This is a genomic window from Dolichospermum sp. UHCC 0259 (genome assembly GCF_009711935.1).
Taxonomy (GTDB): domain Bacteria; phylum Cyanobacteriota; class Cyanobacteriia; order Cyanobacteriales; family Nostocaceae; genus Dolichospermum.
The window spans coordinates 1-15,931 of record NZ_VIKX01000072.1 but is presented as its reverse complement, the minus strand read 5'-3'; the positions used below and the strand labels follow the sequence as shown (position 1 = coordinate 15,931).

Annotated in this window: 11 protein-coding genes; 5 read left to right on the top strand and 6 right to left on the bottom strand. The window is 38.8% G+C overall.

From position 1 onward, the window contains the following. The 4 genes from FJR05_RS05970 to FJR05_RS05955 all read right to left on the bottom strand — a co-directional run. The coding region (locus FJR05_RS05970) for a mechanosensitive ion channel family protein (protein WP_168643274.1) at positions 1-847 on the bottom strand (847 nt) is incomplete at its 3' end. 635 nt (positions 848-1,482) lie between these two features. After that, entirely contained in the window at positions 1,483-1,857 is a 375-nt protein-coding gene (locus FJR05_RS05965; protein WP_168643273.1) for a hypothetical protein, read from the bottom strand. Positions 1,858-2,057: 200 nt separating this feature from the next. After that, the gene (locus FJR05_RS05960; protein WP_371416820.1) at positions 2,058-2,492 is read right to left on the bottom strand and encodes a CAAD domain-containing protein; all 435 of its coding nucleotides are present in this window, start codon (positions 2,490-2,492) and stop codon (positions 2,058-2,060) included. Between the two features lie 403 nt (positions 2,493-2,895). Then, positions 2,896-5,088 carry a hypothetical protein gene (locus FJR05_RS05955; protein ID WP_168643272.1) on the bottom strand — a complete coding sequence of 731 codons (2,193 nt, stop codon included), beginning with the start codon at positions 5,086-5,088 and terminating at the stop codon, positions 2,896-2,898. Between the two features lie 317 nt (positions 5,089-5,405). On the opposite strand from FJR05_RS05955, the gene FJR05_RS05950 reads away from it, so the two are divergent. Together FJR05_RS05950 and FJR05_RS05945 are read left to right on the top strand one after the other, a co-directional pair. Continuing rightward, entirely contained in the window at positions 5,406-6,644 is a 1,239-nt protein-coding gene (locus FJR05_RS05950) for an ATP-grasp domain-containing protein (RefSeq protein ID WP_168643271.1), read from the top strand. Positions 6,645-6,728: 84 nt separating this feature from the next. After that, positions 6,729-7,613, top strand: a complete 885-nt coding sequence (locus FJR05_RS05945) for a CoA-binding protein (protein ID WP_168643270.1) — start codon at positions 6,729-6,731, stop codon at positions 7,611-7,613. 329 nt (positions 7,614-7,942) lie between these two features. Here FJR05_RS05945 and FJR05_RS05940 read toward each other — a convergent pair whose 3' ends face one another. After that, entirely contained in the window at positions 7,943-8,596 is a 654-nt protein-coding gene (locus FJR05_RS05940) for a hypothetical protein (protein WP_168643269.1), read from the bottom strand. Between the two features lie 705 nt (positions 8,597-9,301). Here FJR05_RS05940 and ctpC point away from each other — a divergent pair. Continuing rightward, positions 9,302-10,585 carry a carboxyl-terminal processing protease CtpC gene (ctpC, locus tag FJR05_RS05935; RefSeq protein ID WP_168643275.1) on the top strand — a complete coding sequence of 428 codons (1,284 nt, stop codon included), beginning with the start codon at positions 9,302-9,304 and terminating at the stop codon, positions 10,583-10,585. Between the two features lie 95 nt (positions 10,586-10,680). On the opposite strand, the gene FJR05_RS05930 is transcribed toward ctpC, so the two are convergent. After that, complete coding sequence (locus tag FJR05_RS05930) at positions 10,681-11,775, bottom strand: serine/threonine-protein kinase (RefSeq protein ID WP_168643268.1); 1,095 nt, start codon at positions 11,773-11,775, stop codon at positions 10,681-10,683. A gap of 414 nt (positions 11,776-12,189) precedes the next feature. On the opposite strand from FJR05_RS05930, the gene gatB reads away from it, so the two are divergent. Both gatB and argJ read left to right on the top strand, forming a co-directional pair. Beyond that, entirely contained in the window at positions 12,190-13,671 is a 1,482-nt protein-coding gene (gene gatB / locus FJR05_RS05925) for an Asp-tRNA(Asn)/Glu-tRNA(Gln) amidotransferase subunit GatB (RefSeq protein ID WP_168643267.1), read from the top strand. Between the two features lie 449 nt (positions 13,672-14,120). Continuing rightward, positions 14,121-15,362: a bifunctional ornithine acetyltransferase/N-acetylglutamate synthase gene (gene argJ / locus FJR05_RS05920; protein WP_168643266.1), complete on the top strand. Its 1,242-nt coding sequence runs from the start codon at positions 14,121-14,123 to the stop codon at positions 15,360-15,362. The last annotated feature ends 569 nt before the right edge of the window (positions 15,363-15,931 follow it).

Here is a 15,931-nt window from a genome sequence, read left to right as displayed (position 1 = left end):
ATCCTTTCATAAAGGGAGCGGTAGAACCATTTTTAATTAATTCGGGTGCAATTTCTTGCATAACTTCTTTGGCAACTTCGATAGTAACTCTTTCTACTAAATCCAAATCACTATTGTAACTAACACCAATATTCATTGTTAAAGTAATTTCTTTCGCAGGTAGATGATAATTAGTAAAAATCGCCGACGCTAACTTAGAATTAGGGACAATTATCACATTATTAGAAATTTCCCTAATCGTCGTATTCCGCCATGTAATATCTGTAACATAGCCCTGATTGCCATCATCTAACTTCACATAATCTCCAGTTCTCACTTGCTTAGACATAACCAAATAAAAACCAGAAAATAAATTTGCCAAAGTATCTTGTAGTGCTAAACCTACCGCTAAACCCCCAACTCCTAATGTTGTAATTATAGGTGTAATTTCAATACCTACAGTTTGCAAAAGGATTAATGTCCCTAATATTAAAACTGCAACTTTAGCAAGATTAGACAGTAGTGATGTGGGAAATCCTTCCGTCCTCTGAACGAATAAAGTCACAAAACCATCTGCTAATCTAGCTAGGACTAATGTAACTGAATATAGCAAAATGATAGTCAGAACTTTTTGCAAAACATTAGCTATATCTGGCTTGAGGGGAGAACTAAGAATAGCCCAAAAAAATCCTGTAACTACAAACCAGACAAATGTCATCCTGTGCAATGATTGAAATATAATTTCACTGCCAGGAATTTGTTTTTTAGTAACAAATGTTTTCAGTTTTCTGAAAATCACTTTTTCGCCAACTAATCCAGCAAGTAATCCAGCCAGAATAAATACAAACGGTATAATCCATTCGATCATATAGCAACCCTAAATTATTTAGGCAGGAGAGTGTCAATCTGGCTAGATTTTACCTTATTGTTTACCAAACAATCTCCAGAAAATATTGTGTAAGTAAAATAATTTTTCTTGTCGCTGCTAGATTTGTGTATCTTCCATAGCAGCCAAAGGCATAAATCATAACAAAACATACTCGATTGCTTGGAGAAGTCGAGTATATTTTGTTTACACTCATTTAATAATCTTAGAAATAAATAAAAATGAATAAATATACAAAAAAAGCCAAATCTTTCAACATCTGGCAGAAAAGGCGTAGGGAAAATTCATATTGGATCTGCTTAAATACTGATATTAAGACTGTCCACCCTGTCACCTGCTACATACAGCAGAATTCCCCACGTCAGTAATATCTTGATTTTTCGTTAATTCCAGAAATATAGGTGCGTTTTACCTTTTTGATAGCGTATCTCTTGCAGACGATGTATACTGCAACCGGTTTATAATTTAACCAAATATGAAACCCCTCTCCAAACCTCTCCCCGTTGAGGGGAGAGGCTTTGAACTTGTTCTTTGTATTATAAAAAAGTTCAATTTCTAGCCGTTGTGAGTATAACTCTATTATATGGTGCGTCCAATACTTTTTGAACTAAATGCTCTTAAATCATTCCTGGTCCTTTACCTCTTTTATCAAAATTCTCTGTTAGCAAACCTGTTTTATCTTCATTGATTTCTCGCAATTCCTCTATTCGTTCGGCTTTGTCTTGTTCTGCGGCTTCTCGTGCATCACCAGGAACTTCATAATACATTTCCGGTTCAACTGGATAATTATTCAACAACCCCTCTTTATCCATCGTGTAACCGTCAGTTGTCCGAATACTGTAAATATCAGTTTGGTCATTAGTCACAGCACTAGCAAGATCCTCTTCCGTCGGCAGTTTTTTGTAATTTTCTCCCTCTCGTTTGATTCTTGCTGCTGTTTCGGCGGGAATTATGCCTCTATCATAAGTATCTGCGCTAATCTTCTCATTCATAATAATTAGCCTTTTTCAGCATTACACAAACCAGATTATAATTTTCTAGCCAATAAACCCACTACCTTTAGGAATAATTGCCAAAAATACTTTGATAAAAATTTATCTATCTATAGATAGATTTTACATAGTCACATCCAAAATAAAAAATGTAAGCTAGTCTATAACTAACCTACATTTTCATATCTCCAAAAAAATCTTTATCCTAAAGATTCTTGTTTGAAAGCGTTAAATTTCTGAGCTAATTCTTGCCGAGTCTCATATTTAATAAGATAACGGAAAGTAAACCAGATAGAATAAAACAAGCCAATCAACTCTAAAATCGGTTGTAGCAACGGGAAATCATTAACAGCATCTAGTAATGCGATCGCTACCTTGACTGTGACAAAAGCTGATAAAATTAAGACTACAGTGGTTAAACCCTTTTTATTGTTGTTAAAAACACTGCCTACATAATCTGGCAGTCGGTTTAAAAATTCAACAATTTGTCTAATAATTTGCTGCCATTGAGATTCAGATTCCTTAGCAGCAGGTAATTGTGGTAAACGGCTATTGTCTGCACCTGAAAAAGATCCACTATCTTGTGGTGAAGAAGAATTTCCTTGTTCTGTTTGCTGTGCTTGAGTTTCCATCATAGTTATCATTTAGGAATTACAACATTTTTGACAAGTGAATACACATGATTAAAATATCACATTTTAGAGGCTAAATTTGCAATTATTAAAAAACTAATTATTTAACCTACTTTTAATTGATGAACATTGTTTTTCTAATTTCCACTATCAAAAGGCACAATTTCTAAATTGTTAATAACATTGATATAGCAATCATCAATGATTCATGAACACTTCTATTCCCTATTCCCTATTCCCTATTCCCATCCCTCACCGATAAGTTCTCAACTCAAATAGGATTGCTACATAGGAGGGTTTGCTAATAGGAGTCAGGAGAAAGAAAAGAAAAAAAAGAAAAAAAAGAAAATTAATTTCTCCCCTGCCCCTCTGCTCCCCTGCTCCCCTGCTCCCCTGCCCCTACCTCTTACTGCGGCTGCCGCATATACCTTTCCTGTCCTTGGGCATTATAGATAAATACAGGAAGTTGAGCATTTTGACTAATAGCTGTGAGAGCATCTTTCAAGCTTTGAAAATGACTTTGGATTTGTGGATTATTAGCTTCAAATAATCGGTCATACTCAGGAGTTAAACGGACACTAATTTGCTGATTCTCGATAGTAAAAGTGCAAAGCCTAATGGTATTGGTACAAGTGCTTTTGAGTTCAGCGCGGGTTTGAGTTAAATCCCCATAGATTTGGAATTGTTCTTGTGCCTGTTTTAGAGATGCTGTATAGGTTTCAATCAGGGATTTAGCTTGATTGAAATAGAAAGTATCTTGACCCACCTGTTTAGCCGTTTGTATAGCCTGTTCCCAAGACCTGACTGCACTTTGCCATTGATTTTGATTACCATAGCTTTTGGCTTGACTAGCGGCTTTCATCGCCTGTTGATAGAATGTGGCTGCTAATTGTTCTTTTGTGGCGCGATCGCGGGCTACAATAATTTTTGGCTGGTATTCTGCCAACAGCTTGCGGGCATCTTCAGATCCTAAACTACCTATAGGAACAATCTTGAGGATACTAATTGCTGTCTGGAAATCAGATTCTACCCTTTGCCATTCAGGGGCAGATTTAGCCGTGATTTGACGTTTAGTAGCAGCTTGGGCGAGAGTTGTCGCATTGGCAATTTTTTGTACCCAGGTTTCTTCTTTAAGCAACTGATCATTAACACTTTTTAAAGTATTTTGATAACTTGGTAAATTAGCTTTTACCAATCCATAGAGTTCATTACTCGGCTTAATTATCTCTAATGAGGTAATTGCCTGTTTCCACAACTTTTGTCTATTGCGTAACTCATCTAAACTCTTAGCAGGAGTTTGAGTTGTTTTTTGGGCTGAAGATGCCATTTGCAAGGCTTTTAGCACCTGGTTGATTTTTGTTGACTGTTCAGAAAAACTATTAACCAATAGCTGAGAGTCTTGATAACGGGGAGACCACTGAGGAATTTTTTGCAAATCGGCAACTACCCCATCTAGTTGTTGTTGCACTGTTAATAAGTCTCTTTCTGACCTAGTACGTTTGATCTGCTGCTGATACTGATTTTTAAATTGCTGGGCTGTTTGCAATTCTTTACATTCAGAAATTACACAACCACGATGGAGAAAGAAAGCGCCACCACCGGAAAGAATGGCAATTACTACAGCCGTACCAATCATAATCGGTAAGGGAGGAAGTGATAGTGATAATTGTCTTTTTTTCGGTTTATCGGGAATATTCGCAAAGGGATCAAAATCTTCTTCAAGATCCTCCATTCTCTCCGATTCATCCGCAGATAAATTTGAGTCTGGCAGTAAATAGTCTGAAAAAGATTCTTCGGAACTAGAGAAAAATGAATCAGTAATAGGTTCTTGTTCCGTTTCTGTAACTGGAGATGATGGTGTTTGCAGATCAGAATTAAGGAAGAAAGTGTCTCTCTCATGTCCTATTTCCACTGTTTCTCGTTCTACATCTATGCTGGGAATCTGAAAATCATATTCAGGTTCTTGTTCTGTCTCTACGCTATGAATCTGAAAATCATATTCAGGTTCTTGTTCTGTCTCTATGCTGGGAATCTGAAAACCATATTCAGGTTCTTGTTCTGTATCTATGCTGGGAATCTGAAAACCATATTCAGGTTCTTGTTCTGTCTCTATGCTGGGAATCTGAAAACCATATTCAGGTTCTTGTTCTGTATCTATGCTGGGAATCTGAAAACCATATTCAGGTTCTTGTTCTGTCTCTATGCTGGGAATCTGAAAACCATATTCAGGTTCTCGTTCTGTCTCTACGCTATGAATCTGAAAACCATATTCAGGTTCTTGTTCTGTCTCTACGCTATGAATCTGAAAATCTAGGAAGTGTTGAGTATAGGGACGCTTTTCTCCAGAAATTCTCAAGAAAAATCGTACCCGTTGGCTTTGGTAGCTAAATTGCCATTGTAGTGCTTGTTCTAACACCTCAAAAACTTGCTGTGTATTAACCGTGACCTCAGCAGGGTGCTGAGTTAAAATCATCAATTCATCATTTTGGACGGCGCATTTGATCTGGAAATCTTTACCGTCAAGCACTTCGGCAACTAATCTTTCTTGTAAGATATCGCCTAAAACTTTGAGATCCTCTTGTTGAACTGTTGCTTTCATAAAGCGTTACCGCCACTCTTTCTATATAGTTTTGATTATCGAAGGTACTGGGGACTGGGGGATGGGATGCAAATCCTAGTTTTACATCTAATAGAATCAGTTTCTAGCAGAAGGTTAAATTTGTCACGAAGAACACAGTCCAGGGTGATGATTTAGACTTCTATTTTTTTATACAGCTAGATTATAAATTAGACAATCCAATGTCAAAATAAATTTTCAGTTAAGTGAAACCAAATTTTATAATTTTCGGTATTGGGTAAAATATTAGATAGCATCAGAGAAAGCGCGTTGGACTTGTTAATACAAGGTGTGTCTCAATGGATTTATTGGAGTACCAAGTTAAAGAGTGGTTTGGTAAAATTGGGATTCCGGTTTTACCATCTCAAAGAATAGACCATCCTACAGATTTAAAACGGTTAAAAATTCGTTACCCGATTGTGCTGAAATCTCAGGTGCAAGCGGGGGAAAGGGAAAAGGCTGGTGGAGTTAGGATTGTAGAAACCACAATTGATGCGATCGCTACAGCACAGAATATATTTAATCTACCAATTTGGGGGCAACTTCCAGAAGTTTTATTGGCAGAATCAAAATATGATGCCCAGGAAGAATTTTATCTAGCTGTAGTTTTAGATACTGCGCTGTGTCGTCCTGTTTTATTGGGTTGCACAGAAGCAAATATTGACTGGGAGACAGCGGGAGAAAAATTTCAGCACGTTGTCGTAGAACAAGAGTTTTCTCCATTCTATGCCAGACGGCTGGCTTTAAAAATGGGCTTACAGGGGGCGTTAATGCAGACTGTGAGTGATATTGTGGAGAAAATGTACCAGCTATTTGTCCAAAAGGATTTGGATTTGGTGGAGATTCATCCACTGGGTGTGAACTCTGCGGGTCAAGTGATGGCTCTTAATGGTAAGGTCAGGGTGAATAAACAAGCTATTAACCGTCATCCTGAAATAGCCGATATGGCTGCCAAAATGGTTGGTCTTCTTCATGGTAACAAAAAAAGCAAAGGCAACGGTTTGTTGAGTAGGTGGGATGGGATAGAAATGCAGGGTAAAATCTGCATCATAGGCAATGGTAAAGGTTCTGTTTTAACAACACTGGATGAGGTTGTTAATGCTCATGGTCATCCTGGTAAATGTGTCAATTTGCGCCATACTTTCATGAGTGATACGGCACAGACTACTTTTAGCGATCGCCTCATTAGCAGTTTGACAAATTTGGTCAATGATCAGAATACTCAAGTTATTTTAGTCAACTTTTTGGGAACTATTCCGCAAGTTGATCAACTCCCAGAAATTATTACCCAATTTCTCCATTCAGACAGAAGCCAAATCACATCCCAGGTGTCAGCCACCAATGGCAATAAAAGTCAGCAATCCTGGAATTTGCCCTGGTTAATTCTCCGTTTAGCTGGTTCAGAATTCAATCATGTCAGAGAAGAGTTAGCCGCACTGAAAACTTCTAATCAATTGCTAATAGTTGTAGAAAATTTAGATGAAGCCGTCAAGGAAGCAGTTCGTTTAGCAAAGACTCCGGTAGTAAAAAAAAGGTAAGAGGCAGGAGTCCATATTTTTACCAATTACCAATTACCAATTACCAATTACCAATTACTACTGACAACTAACAACTGACAAACTATGAATTTAACACCAGAAAGTAAAGTTTTAATCCAGGGATTTTGTGAATTTATTTCCGCAACCCATATTGCTCAAATGCAAGCTTATGGCACAAATTTAGTAGCTGGTGTCAGTCCTGGTGATGGTGGACAAAAAATATATAATCTACCAGTATTTGATTTAGTAGAGGAAGTTGTGGCCAAATTTGGACAGATTGACACCACAATTATTTGTGTTCAACCTTATCAAGTTTTAGATGCAGCATTAGAAGCGATCGCCTCTAACATCCCTCAAATTATCATTACTACCGCCGGTGTTCCACCACTGGACATGGTACAACTCCTTCGCAAAACAGAAGCTTGCGAGACCTTAATTATTGGCCCAAATAGTCCAGGAATTATCGTTCCGGGGAAAATTCTCTTGGGTACTCAACCTAGCGAATTTTATATCCCTGGTTCTGTGGGCATTGTTAGTCGTAGCAGTACCCTCACTTATGAAGTCGCGTGGGAATTAACAAAAGCGAGTTTAGGGCAATCAATTAGTATTAGTATTGGCAGTGATGCTATTGTTGGTTCTTCATTCATCCAATGGTTACAAATCCTGGATGAAGACGACACCACAGAAGCGATTGTTTTAATCGGACAACCTGGTGGGGGAAGCGAAGAAGCAGCAGCACAATACATTACAGAGGCAATTGATAAACCTGTAATTGCCTATATTGCCGGTAGACACGCACCACCGGCGCGAAATTGGCAACAAACAGGGACATTAGCAACTGTAATTGGACGTTCTGCAACTTTTGGGACAGTAGAAAGTAAATTAGCTGCTTTTGAGTCCGCAAAAATTCCCGTTGCTAACAGTCCCGCTCAAATTCCCGAACTACTCAAAAAAATGATGAAATCTTAGTTCTCACAAAAAAACCGTCAACGCTAAGTAGAAAGGCGTAAAAAAATCGCAGTATGTAACTAAAAGTAAAGTTGCCCCAAACCCTCTTCCCTCCTGCCTCCTGCCTTCTGCCTCCTGCCTTGCCCTAACGATAAATATTCATGCCCACCTACTTATCTCCTGACGGTCTAACAGCTTACAAGTAGTCCGACAAAATAAATTTCATATTGAGGAGAGGGAACAGGAAAGCAATATAGAGATTTCTGGTAGTTTTTCACTCTCCCCCCACTTTCGAGAGTTTGTAGGGTATGTACAAGTAGGGATATGCGTGATATAGTAATGCAAAAAAATTACTTACTCCGCACGGTACTAGAAGTACAACCAGCAGCTTTAAATTGTTGAGAAATTTGATTTTTATCTGATGCTTCAAATATATTTCCAAGTAATCCACTTAGTGATTCAACAGGTGTGGGACTATGTAAAGGAACTTCACCATTATTGCTTACAAATCTGCCATTTTTGAGCAATGCTGATCCTAAATAATAATTTCCTTCTTTGAATAGCACTTCTCCAATATTGGTTTTGATAACTCCATTAGAGAAAACACCAGTAGTTAAACGACCAGAACCTTCACCTGTTTCAACAACACAAACACGACCCTTACTATTTGATGGATAAATATGACTAATATTTTCGTATCCCACCCACTGACCAAAGAAAGGTGCTAATTCTGGTTCTGTCTTTGACCAAGCACGTACAAAGGATTCTCTTGTGTTCTTTTCTACTTGAGTACGGCTATCTTGAAGATGTCCAGTGCCTACAGTATTGTTTTTAGTTAATCTAATAATATGTTGCTGAAGTTCTTGACGTAATTTTCTTAGTTCTGTATTTGTGGGCTGTCGAGTCTGGGCTAATACTGATAATTCATTAGCAGTCAAAGTTATTAAACTGAATCCTAAGATAAATAGTCGTAGCTTGGCTTGTCGTAAGCATCTCTTATTCATTAATTTTTCCTATTTTTATTTACGAGGGAACGTAGTTATTCACTCCCGTCCTCTAAAATTATCGAAACCCTTGATCTCTCGTTAAAGATAGGGGGGAGTGTGAACAGTTACGATTAAACCATACCATACAGCTCATCTTTGGGAAAAATTTTAGTGAGGAAATAGCATCTTTGAGCAATATCCATCCCTTTTGCCAAATTATTAAGTCTTTAAAGTCATTAATATCTGACATTCCTTCTCTTAAGAGTTCCCTTCTCTCAACTTCTCGGTTTAGCATAACAAGTACCGAAGAACCTTTTATTTTCTTTGACATAGGTTCTTATTTATGCAGGTACTAAACTCTAGTTTTTTGTTGACTCCGTTTAATAGTTAAAATGTATTGTATTAACTGTTGTTAGTACCATTTTTTAAAGGTTAAAACAGACACTGCCTTATTAGGGAGCGATCGCTCTGGTATTGTTTTCATTCAGTTAGAGACTTCCAAGAAATAAATTATCCCAAGAAACGAACCACAGAGTACACAGAGAGAGAATTTTTGCATCAGTTTTGGGACATTTTTTTATTTGGAAGTCTCTTAATATTCCTAGTGAGTGGGAATTGCCAATGTTACGGTGATGAGTGACAACTATCAATTACCAATTAGCGATCGCTGTGTTAGATTGGGCATACTTGATATATATTTTTTCCCCTGACACGGCCGCCATTATGGTAATTACAAAAAGTAAACTGGTTTTAAGTGCTACAGTGGTAACGCTTTCTACAATTGCTGTTACTGGTTTGGGTATTCACTCAATTGGTAAAGCTTCATTTAAAGATAGTCACAAGGATTTGATAGATGAAGTCTGGCAAATTATTTACTACCGATATGTAGATGGTACTTTTAATCAGGTAGATTGGCAAGCTATACGCAAGGAATATTTAAGCAAGTCCTATACTGATGATAAATCAGCCTATAAGTCTGTCCGGGAAATGCTGAAAAAGCTAGAAGACCCCTACACCCGGTTCATGGACCCAGAAGAATTTAAGAATATGCAAGTTGATACCTCTGGAGAACTTACAGGTATTGGTATCACCATCAGTCAAGATGCAAAAACAAAACAACTGATTGTTATCGCCCCCATTGAGGATACACCCGCATTTAAAGCCGGTATTTTAGCTAAAGATATCATTCTTGAGATTGATGGCAAAAGCACCAAAGGCATGGATACTAACGACGCTGTATCCCTCATTCGGGGAGAACCAGGTAGTAGAGTAAAACTCACAATTTTGCGGAATGGTCAGAAAAAACGATTCAACATTCAACGAGCGCGAATTGAAATTCATCCCGTCCGCTTTTCAGAAAAGAAAACCTCAGCGGGGAATCTTGGCTATATTCGCTTGAATCAATTCAGCGCCAATGCCACCAAAGAAATGAAAAATGCTATTGAAAAGTTAGAAGCTAAAAATGTTTCTGGTTATATTCTAGATTTACGTGGTAATCCTGGTGGACTATTATACGCGAGTATAGAAATTGCTCAAATGTGGATAAATAAAGGCACAATTGTTTTTACTATTGACCGTCAAGGTACACAGGATAAACAAGTCGCCAATGGCAAGGCTTTGACTGATAAACCTTTGATGATATTAGTAGATAAAGGTTCAGCTAGTGCTAGTGAAATTCTTTCTGGGGCATTACAAGATAATAAACGAGCGACTTTAGTAGGAAATAAAACTTTTGGTAAAGGTTTAGTCCAATCTGTACAACCTTTAAAATCTGGCGCTGGTTTGGCTGTAACTATTGCTAAATATCATACTCCCAGTGGGAAAGATATTAATAAACATGGTATTGATCCAGACGTGAAGGTAGAATTGACTGATGCCCAACGTCAAGAGTTATGGTTAGCTGGAAAGGATAAATTAGCGACTCCTGAAGATCCTCAATTTGCTAAAGCTGTGGAATTATTAGGTAAACAAGCTGCTGGAAATACCAACATAATTAAGAAAAATTAATTGATTGATTGAGGGTGGGAAAACCCCACTCCTACAGGTTTTGCCTGTATTGGCATATAAATTTCATTGGCAGCAATCAGATATTTTTCCACTTTTTACTCATTATTCATAAACTTAGCTTTTAATTCCTCTAATTCTTTATCTATAGGATCATTACTAGAAGATTGTGGTTGAGAATTAACGTTTTTGGGTTGGGGTTTACCACCTGTAAATTGAGTTTTTAGTTCTTGTAATTCTTTCTCAATTTGGGTGGAAGTTTTCACCACAGCAGGAGGTGGAGATATTGGTGGAGTTACTTGTTTGGGAAGTGAAGATGATGGTTGAAAATTCAAATCTTTGATCACTTCATCAACTGTTTGGTAGCGGTGACTGGGGATGGTTTCTACCATTTTGTTAATGATTTTACTCAATTCTGGACTCACAGGAGTTTTGAGATATTGTCCCCAAATCCAAGCTGCGTTATGGGTATCGTAGGAGTCAAAAGGCGATCGCTCTGTTAACAGATTAATACAAGTTACCCCTAAACTATAGATATCACTGGCGAAAAGTGCCTTCCCGCGCATTTGTTCCGGGGCGACATATTCAGCACTACCGATAATTGTTCCTGTACGGTTTAGGGCTGTTTCAGTGGCGGATTTAGCTGCCCCAAAATCAACTATAACTAATTTGTGATCGCTATGGCGACGAATAATATTTTCTGGTTTAATATCTCGATGTATGACTTGTTTACTATGACAAAATTGCAGCACTAGTAATAAATCATTCAATAATTGCCGAATCTGTGTTTCATTGAAAGCGCCATTTTGTTCTAACTCTTGGTATAAATTTAGTCCATCAATAAATTCCTGAACTAAATATTGTCTGTCATCTTGGTTACAATATGCTAGAAGTGCTGGAATTTGGGAATGTTGTCCCAATTCATCCAACTGTATAGCCTCTTGGTTAAATAAATCTACTGCCTTTTGTACCGTATTTGTCCCTTGGGGGAGAAATTGCTTAATTACACAGGGTGGCTTTGAGGGTTTATCCTCATCTACAGCCAAAAAGGTTCTCCCAAAACCACCTTGTCCAATGGGTTTAATAGCACGGTATCGTTCTTTTAAGAGTAATTTTGTGCCACAGGTTTGACAAAACTGAACATCATCAGTGTTTTCTGGCTGAGAACAATGGGGATTAAGACAATAACTCATAATTAGGGTTTGCTGACAAAGTCTTTTCGTGAGGGCTAGGAGTCAGGAGTCAGGAGTCAGGATTCAGGAGGAAGAAGGAAGAAGGAATAGTCTCAAATCTGGGAAAGTGATAGGTAAATGAACGGTTTCAACGCTTATTCCTTGCAAGTGATTCACCTTTTTCAACCCGGAAACTCTTCATATATCTAGGTTTTTGGTTTATATGGCGATCGCCACGCTATCAGCAAGCCATAATTAAAATAACTGATACTTATCCTTATTGTGCCTTGTGCTTTGCAAAAAAGTGGTTATCAACTTCAATACCTTAACTCTGAATGGGCGCAGGCCCTGCGCCCCTACTTTCTAGCCCTACCCTTAATATCAACACAAAACCGCTAAAATAGTACCAAATCAGAAAAACCGTAAAATTTGGATATGACCACAGCCACACCCGTAAAAACTGAATATGAAGCGATTATTGGTTTAGAAACCCATTGTCAACTCAGTACCAATACCAAAATTTTCTCCAACAGTTCTACCGCTTTTGGTGCTGACCCCAATACTAACATTGATCCTGTCTGTATGGGTTTACCAGGGGTTTTACCCGTACTTAACGCCAAAGTTCTTGAATACGCCGTGAAAACGGGTTTGGCTCTAAATTGTCAAATCGCTCGGTATAGTAAATTTGACCGCAAACAATATTTTTATCCTGATTTACCCAAAAATTACCAAATTTCTCAATATGATTTACCCATAGCCGAACATGGTTGGATAGAAATTGAATTGGTAGATGATGCAGGAAACCCCAGCCGCAAACGTATTGGGATTACTCGTTTACACATGGAAGAGGACGCGGGAAAACTTGTCCACGCAGGGAGTGAAAGGCTTTCTGGTTCTACCTATTCTCTGGTAGATTATAACCGCGCTGGTATTCCCTTGGTGGAAATTGTTTCTGAACCGGATTTGCGGACAGGACAAGAAGCGGCGGAATATGCCCAAGAACTGCGGCGGATTGTGCGCTATCTTGGTGTCAGTGATGGAAATATGCAAGAAGGTTCTCTGCGTTGTGATGTGAATATTTCTGTCCGTCCGGTGGGACGAGAGCAATTTGGCACTAAGGTGGAAATTAAGAACATGAACTCCTTTAGTGCGATTCAAAAAGCGATTGATTATGAAATTGAACGCCAAATCGCTGCGATTGAATCAGGAGAAAAGATTATTCAAGAAACTCGGCTTTGGGAAGAAGGTTCGCAACGTACCAGTAGTATGCGGGTGAAAGAGGGTTCTAGTGATTATCGTTATTTTCCTGAACCTGATTTAGCACCAATTGAAGTCACCCAAGCAGAATTGGATTCATGGTTAAGTGAATTACCCCAACTACCTGCGATAAAACGCCATCATTATGAAAATGAGTTGGGACTTTCTGCTTATGATGCGCGGGTCTTAACTGAGGATAAACCAGTTGCGGACTATTTTGAAAGTGCGATCGCTAAAGGAGCAAATCCCAAATCTGCGGCTAACTGGATTACTCAAGATATCGCTGGGTACTTAAACAAACAAAAACTCACCATTTCGGAAATTAAACTGACTGCTACTAACCTAGCGGACGTGATTACCCGCATTGAAAATGGGAAAATCAGCAACGCTCAAGCTAAGGAAAAACTCACAGATTTACTCAATGGAGTTTCTCCAGAAGAGGCTTTTGCCGGTCAAGAACTCATTTCAGATCGTACCATTCTTGAACCCATCATTGATGAGATCATCGCCGCTAATGCTCAACAAGTCGAAAAATACCGCAAGGGTAACACCAACCTCAAAGGCTTTTTCGTGGGACAAGTCCTGAAAAAAACCGATAAACGCGCAGAACCCAAACTCACCAATCAATTGGTAGAAGAGAAACTCAATGCACCAATGTAGGGTGACACCCCTCACCCCAATCATGGTATAGTGTGATAATAAGACGCAACTTGATTATCGGGAGAGCTAGTTTAGATTGGCTCTCTTTCTTTTTATAGGGACTGGGGACTGGGGATTGGGGATTGGGGATTGGGGACTGGGTAATGGGTAATAGGTAATAGGGAACAACTGACAACTGACAACTGACCACTGACCAAAATAAAAAATAGGGGGTTTGACCCCTTGGTGCTAGAATCATATAATGTGCTAAGTAGATGCACCCTGATGATTTTAGAGAGCTATCCAAGTGGCTCTCTTTTATTTATTGTGGGTTTAATTTTTATGATTCAAAAAAGATTGTCGTCAACAGATAAACTCACTTATAGACATAAATACTGGACGCTGAGATCAAACCAGAGGCGGAAAGTAATTAAACAGCAAACGTGATATAGATAATTGTGAGTAAAATTATGGCAGATTGGCAAATAATTACTGGTGGTGTGACAGCAGCGCGGGGGTATAAAGCAGCGGGAATTACAGCAGGACTGAAAGCTTCAGGATTACCGGATTTAGCCTTAATTGTATCAGATGTGGAAGCGATCGCTGCTGGTGTATTTACCACTAGCCAAGTTAAAGCAGCCTGTGTAGATTACTGTCGTCAAGTATTACAAGGGAAACATAGCGCGAGAGCCATCCTTTGCAATGCAGGACAAGCTAACGCCGCAACAGGTGAACAAGGCATTAAAGACGCTCAAGAATGTGCAGACTTGTTAGGTAAAGAATTGGGTATTAACCCAGAATCCATTTTATTAGCTTCCACCGGCGTAATTGGTCAACGGATTAAAATGGATATATTGCGGGGTGGTATCCCCAAAGTAGTCGCAGAACTATCAGAAACAGGCTCAGACAAAGCCGCAGGAGCAATAGTCACCACAGATTTAGTTACCAAATCCATCGCCTTAGAAACCATTATCCATGACCGTCCAGTGCGAATTGGTGGAATTGCGAAAGGTTCAGGAATGATTCACCCCAACATGGCGACAATGTTAGCCTTTGTTACCTGTGATGCGGCGGTCTCTTCGACGCTATGGCAACAAATGTTAACCAGAGCAGCAGATAGAAGCTTCAATTCTATCACCGTTGATGGTGACACAAGTACAAATGATTGTTTAATTGCCTTAGCAAACGGTCAATCTCGCACCCCAGCAATTACCGAAATGGGAGCAGAGGCACAGAAGCTAGAAGCCATGTTAACATTCGTATGTCAGCATTTAGCGAAAGCGATCGCTCGTGATGGTGAAGGAGCAACTTGTTTAATAGAAGTCCAAGTCACTGGCGCTCAAGATGAATTATCCGCCCGACAAATCGCCAAAACCATTACCGGGTCATCTTTAGTCAAAGCCGCCATTTTTGGTCATGATCCCAATTGGGGACGGATAGCTGCGGCTGCTGGTCGCGCTGGAGTCCGGTTTGAACAGGAAAACCTCTCTGTTAAATTAGGAGATATTTTACTATTTGAAAATGGTCAACCTTTACCTTTTGATAAAGCCGCAGCTAGTGCATATTTGAAAGCAGCAGCTAATGGTGAATATCTGCAATCAGACACAGTGTTAATTTCCGTCAGTGTTGGTAATGGTCATGGCACAGGTCAGGCTTGGGGTTGTGACTTGAGTTATGATTATGTGAAAATTAACGCTGAGTATACGACCTAGAAAAATCGACTTTGCTGATATCGCGGTATGTAAAACCCGTAGGGGCGGGGTTTCCCCGCCCTTAATTGTATTGTATCCGAACAATTCAAGTTGGATTCACCTGAGTTCGACGTAAAAAAATAACCTGCAAGTGTTGATTAAAAAGAGTTTCAGGATTAAATTACGTTTTTATTAATTGCCAATAATCTCAATTTATTGACAATTATTAAAGAATAGACAATATAATACGAATTTTTCAGCAACCCCTATTTAAGCTGCATATTATTAACCTTGAAATTATTTTCCAAATCATAGATAATACAATGTAACAACCAAATAAACTCTAGCACTCACAGGGGTTGAGTGCTAATTTCTAGCTTAATCTTGAAACTGATGTAGTAGGCAAAAATTCTCCTTTTTCTAGATAGAGTTAGCGGACTTTTCCGTAATAGATTCTTGCCCAAAATTCAAGTTTCTCGGCAATTGATGAATTCATTCGGAGGACTAGAATGATTAAATACAGCTTCAATCTGGTAGTAACTGTTCACACTCCCCCACTAAAAAGGAATTAGGAAGTAACAGGGATAGGA

What these genes read in the sequence shown, in the direction of transcription:
- FJR05_RS05965 (WP_168643273.1), bottom strand. Translation starts at nt 1,857, where the DNA reads ATGAATGAGAAGATTAGCGCAGATACTTATGATAGAGGCATAATTCCC.
- FJR05_RS05945 (WP_168643270.1), top strand. Translation starts at nt 6,729, where the DNA reads ATGAATTTAACACCAGAAAGTAAAGTTTTAATCCAGGGATTTTGTGAA.
- argJ (WP_168643266.1), top strand. Translation starts at nt 14,121, where the DNA reads ATGGCAGATTGGCAAATAATTACTGGTGGTGTGACAGCAGCGCGGGGG.
- FJR05_RS05955 (WP_168643272.1), bottom strand. Translation starts at nt 5,088, where the DNA reads ATGAAAGCAACAGTTCAACAAGAGGATCTCAAAGTTTTAGGCGATATC.
- gatB (WP_168643267.1), top strand. Translation starts at nt 12,190, where the DNA reads ATGACCACAGCCACACCCGTAAAAACTGAATATGAAGCGATTATTGGT.
- FJR05_RS05930 (WP_168643268.1), bottom strand. Translation starts at nt 11,775, where the DNA reads ATGAGTTATTGTCTTAATCCCCATTGTTCTCAGCCAGAAAACACTGAT.
- FJR05_RS05960 (WP_371416820.1), bottom strand. Translation starts at nt 2,492, where the DNA reads ATGATGGAAACTCAAGCACAGCAAACAGAACAAGGAAATTCTTCTTCA.
- FJR05_RS05950 (WP_168643271.1), top strand. Translation starts at nt 5,406, where the DNA reads ATGGATTTATTGGAGTACCAAGTTAAAGAGTGGTTTGGTAAAATTGGG.
- FJR05_RS05940 (WP_168643269.1), bottom strand. Translation starts at nt 8,596, where the DNA reads ATGAATAAGAGATGCTTACGACAAGCCAAGCTACGACTATTTATCTTA.
- ctpC (WP_168643275.1), top strand. Translation starts at nt 9,302, where the DNA reads ATGGTAATTACAAAAAGTAAACTGGTTTTAAGTGCTACAGTGGTAACG.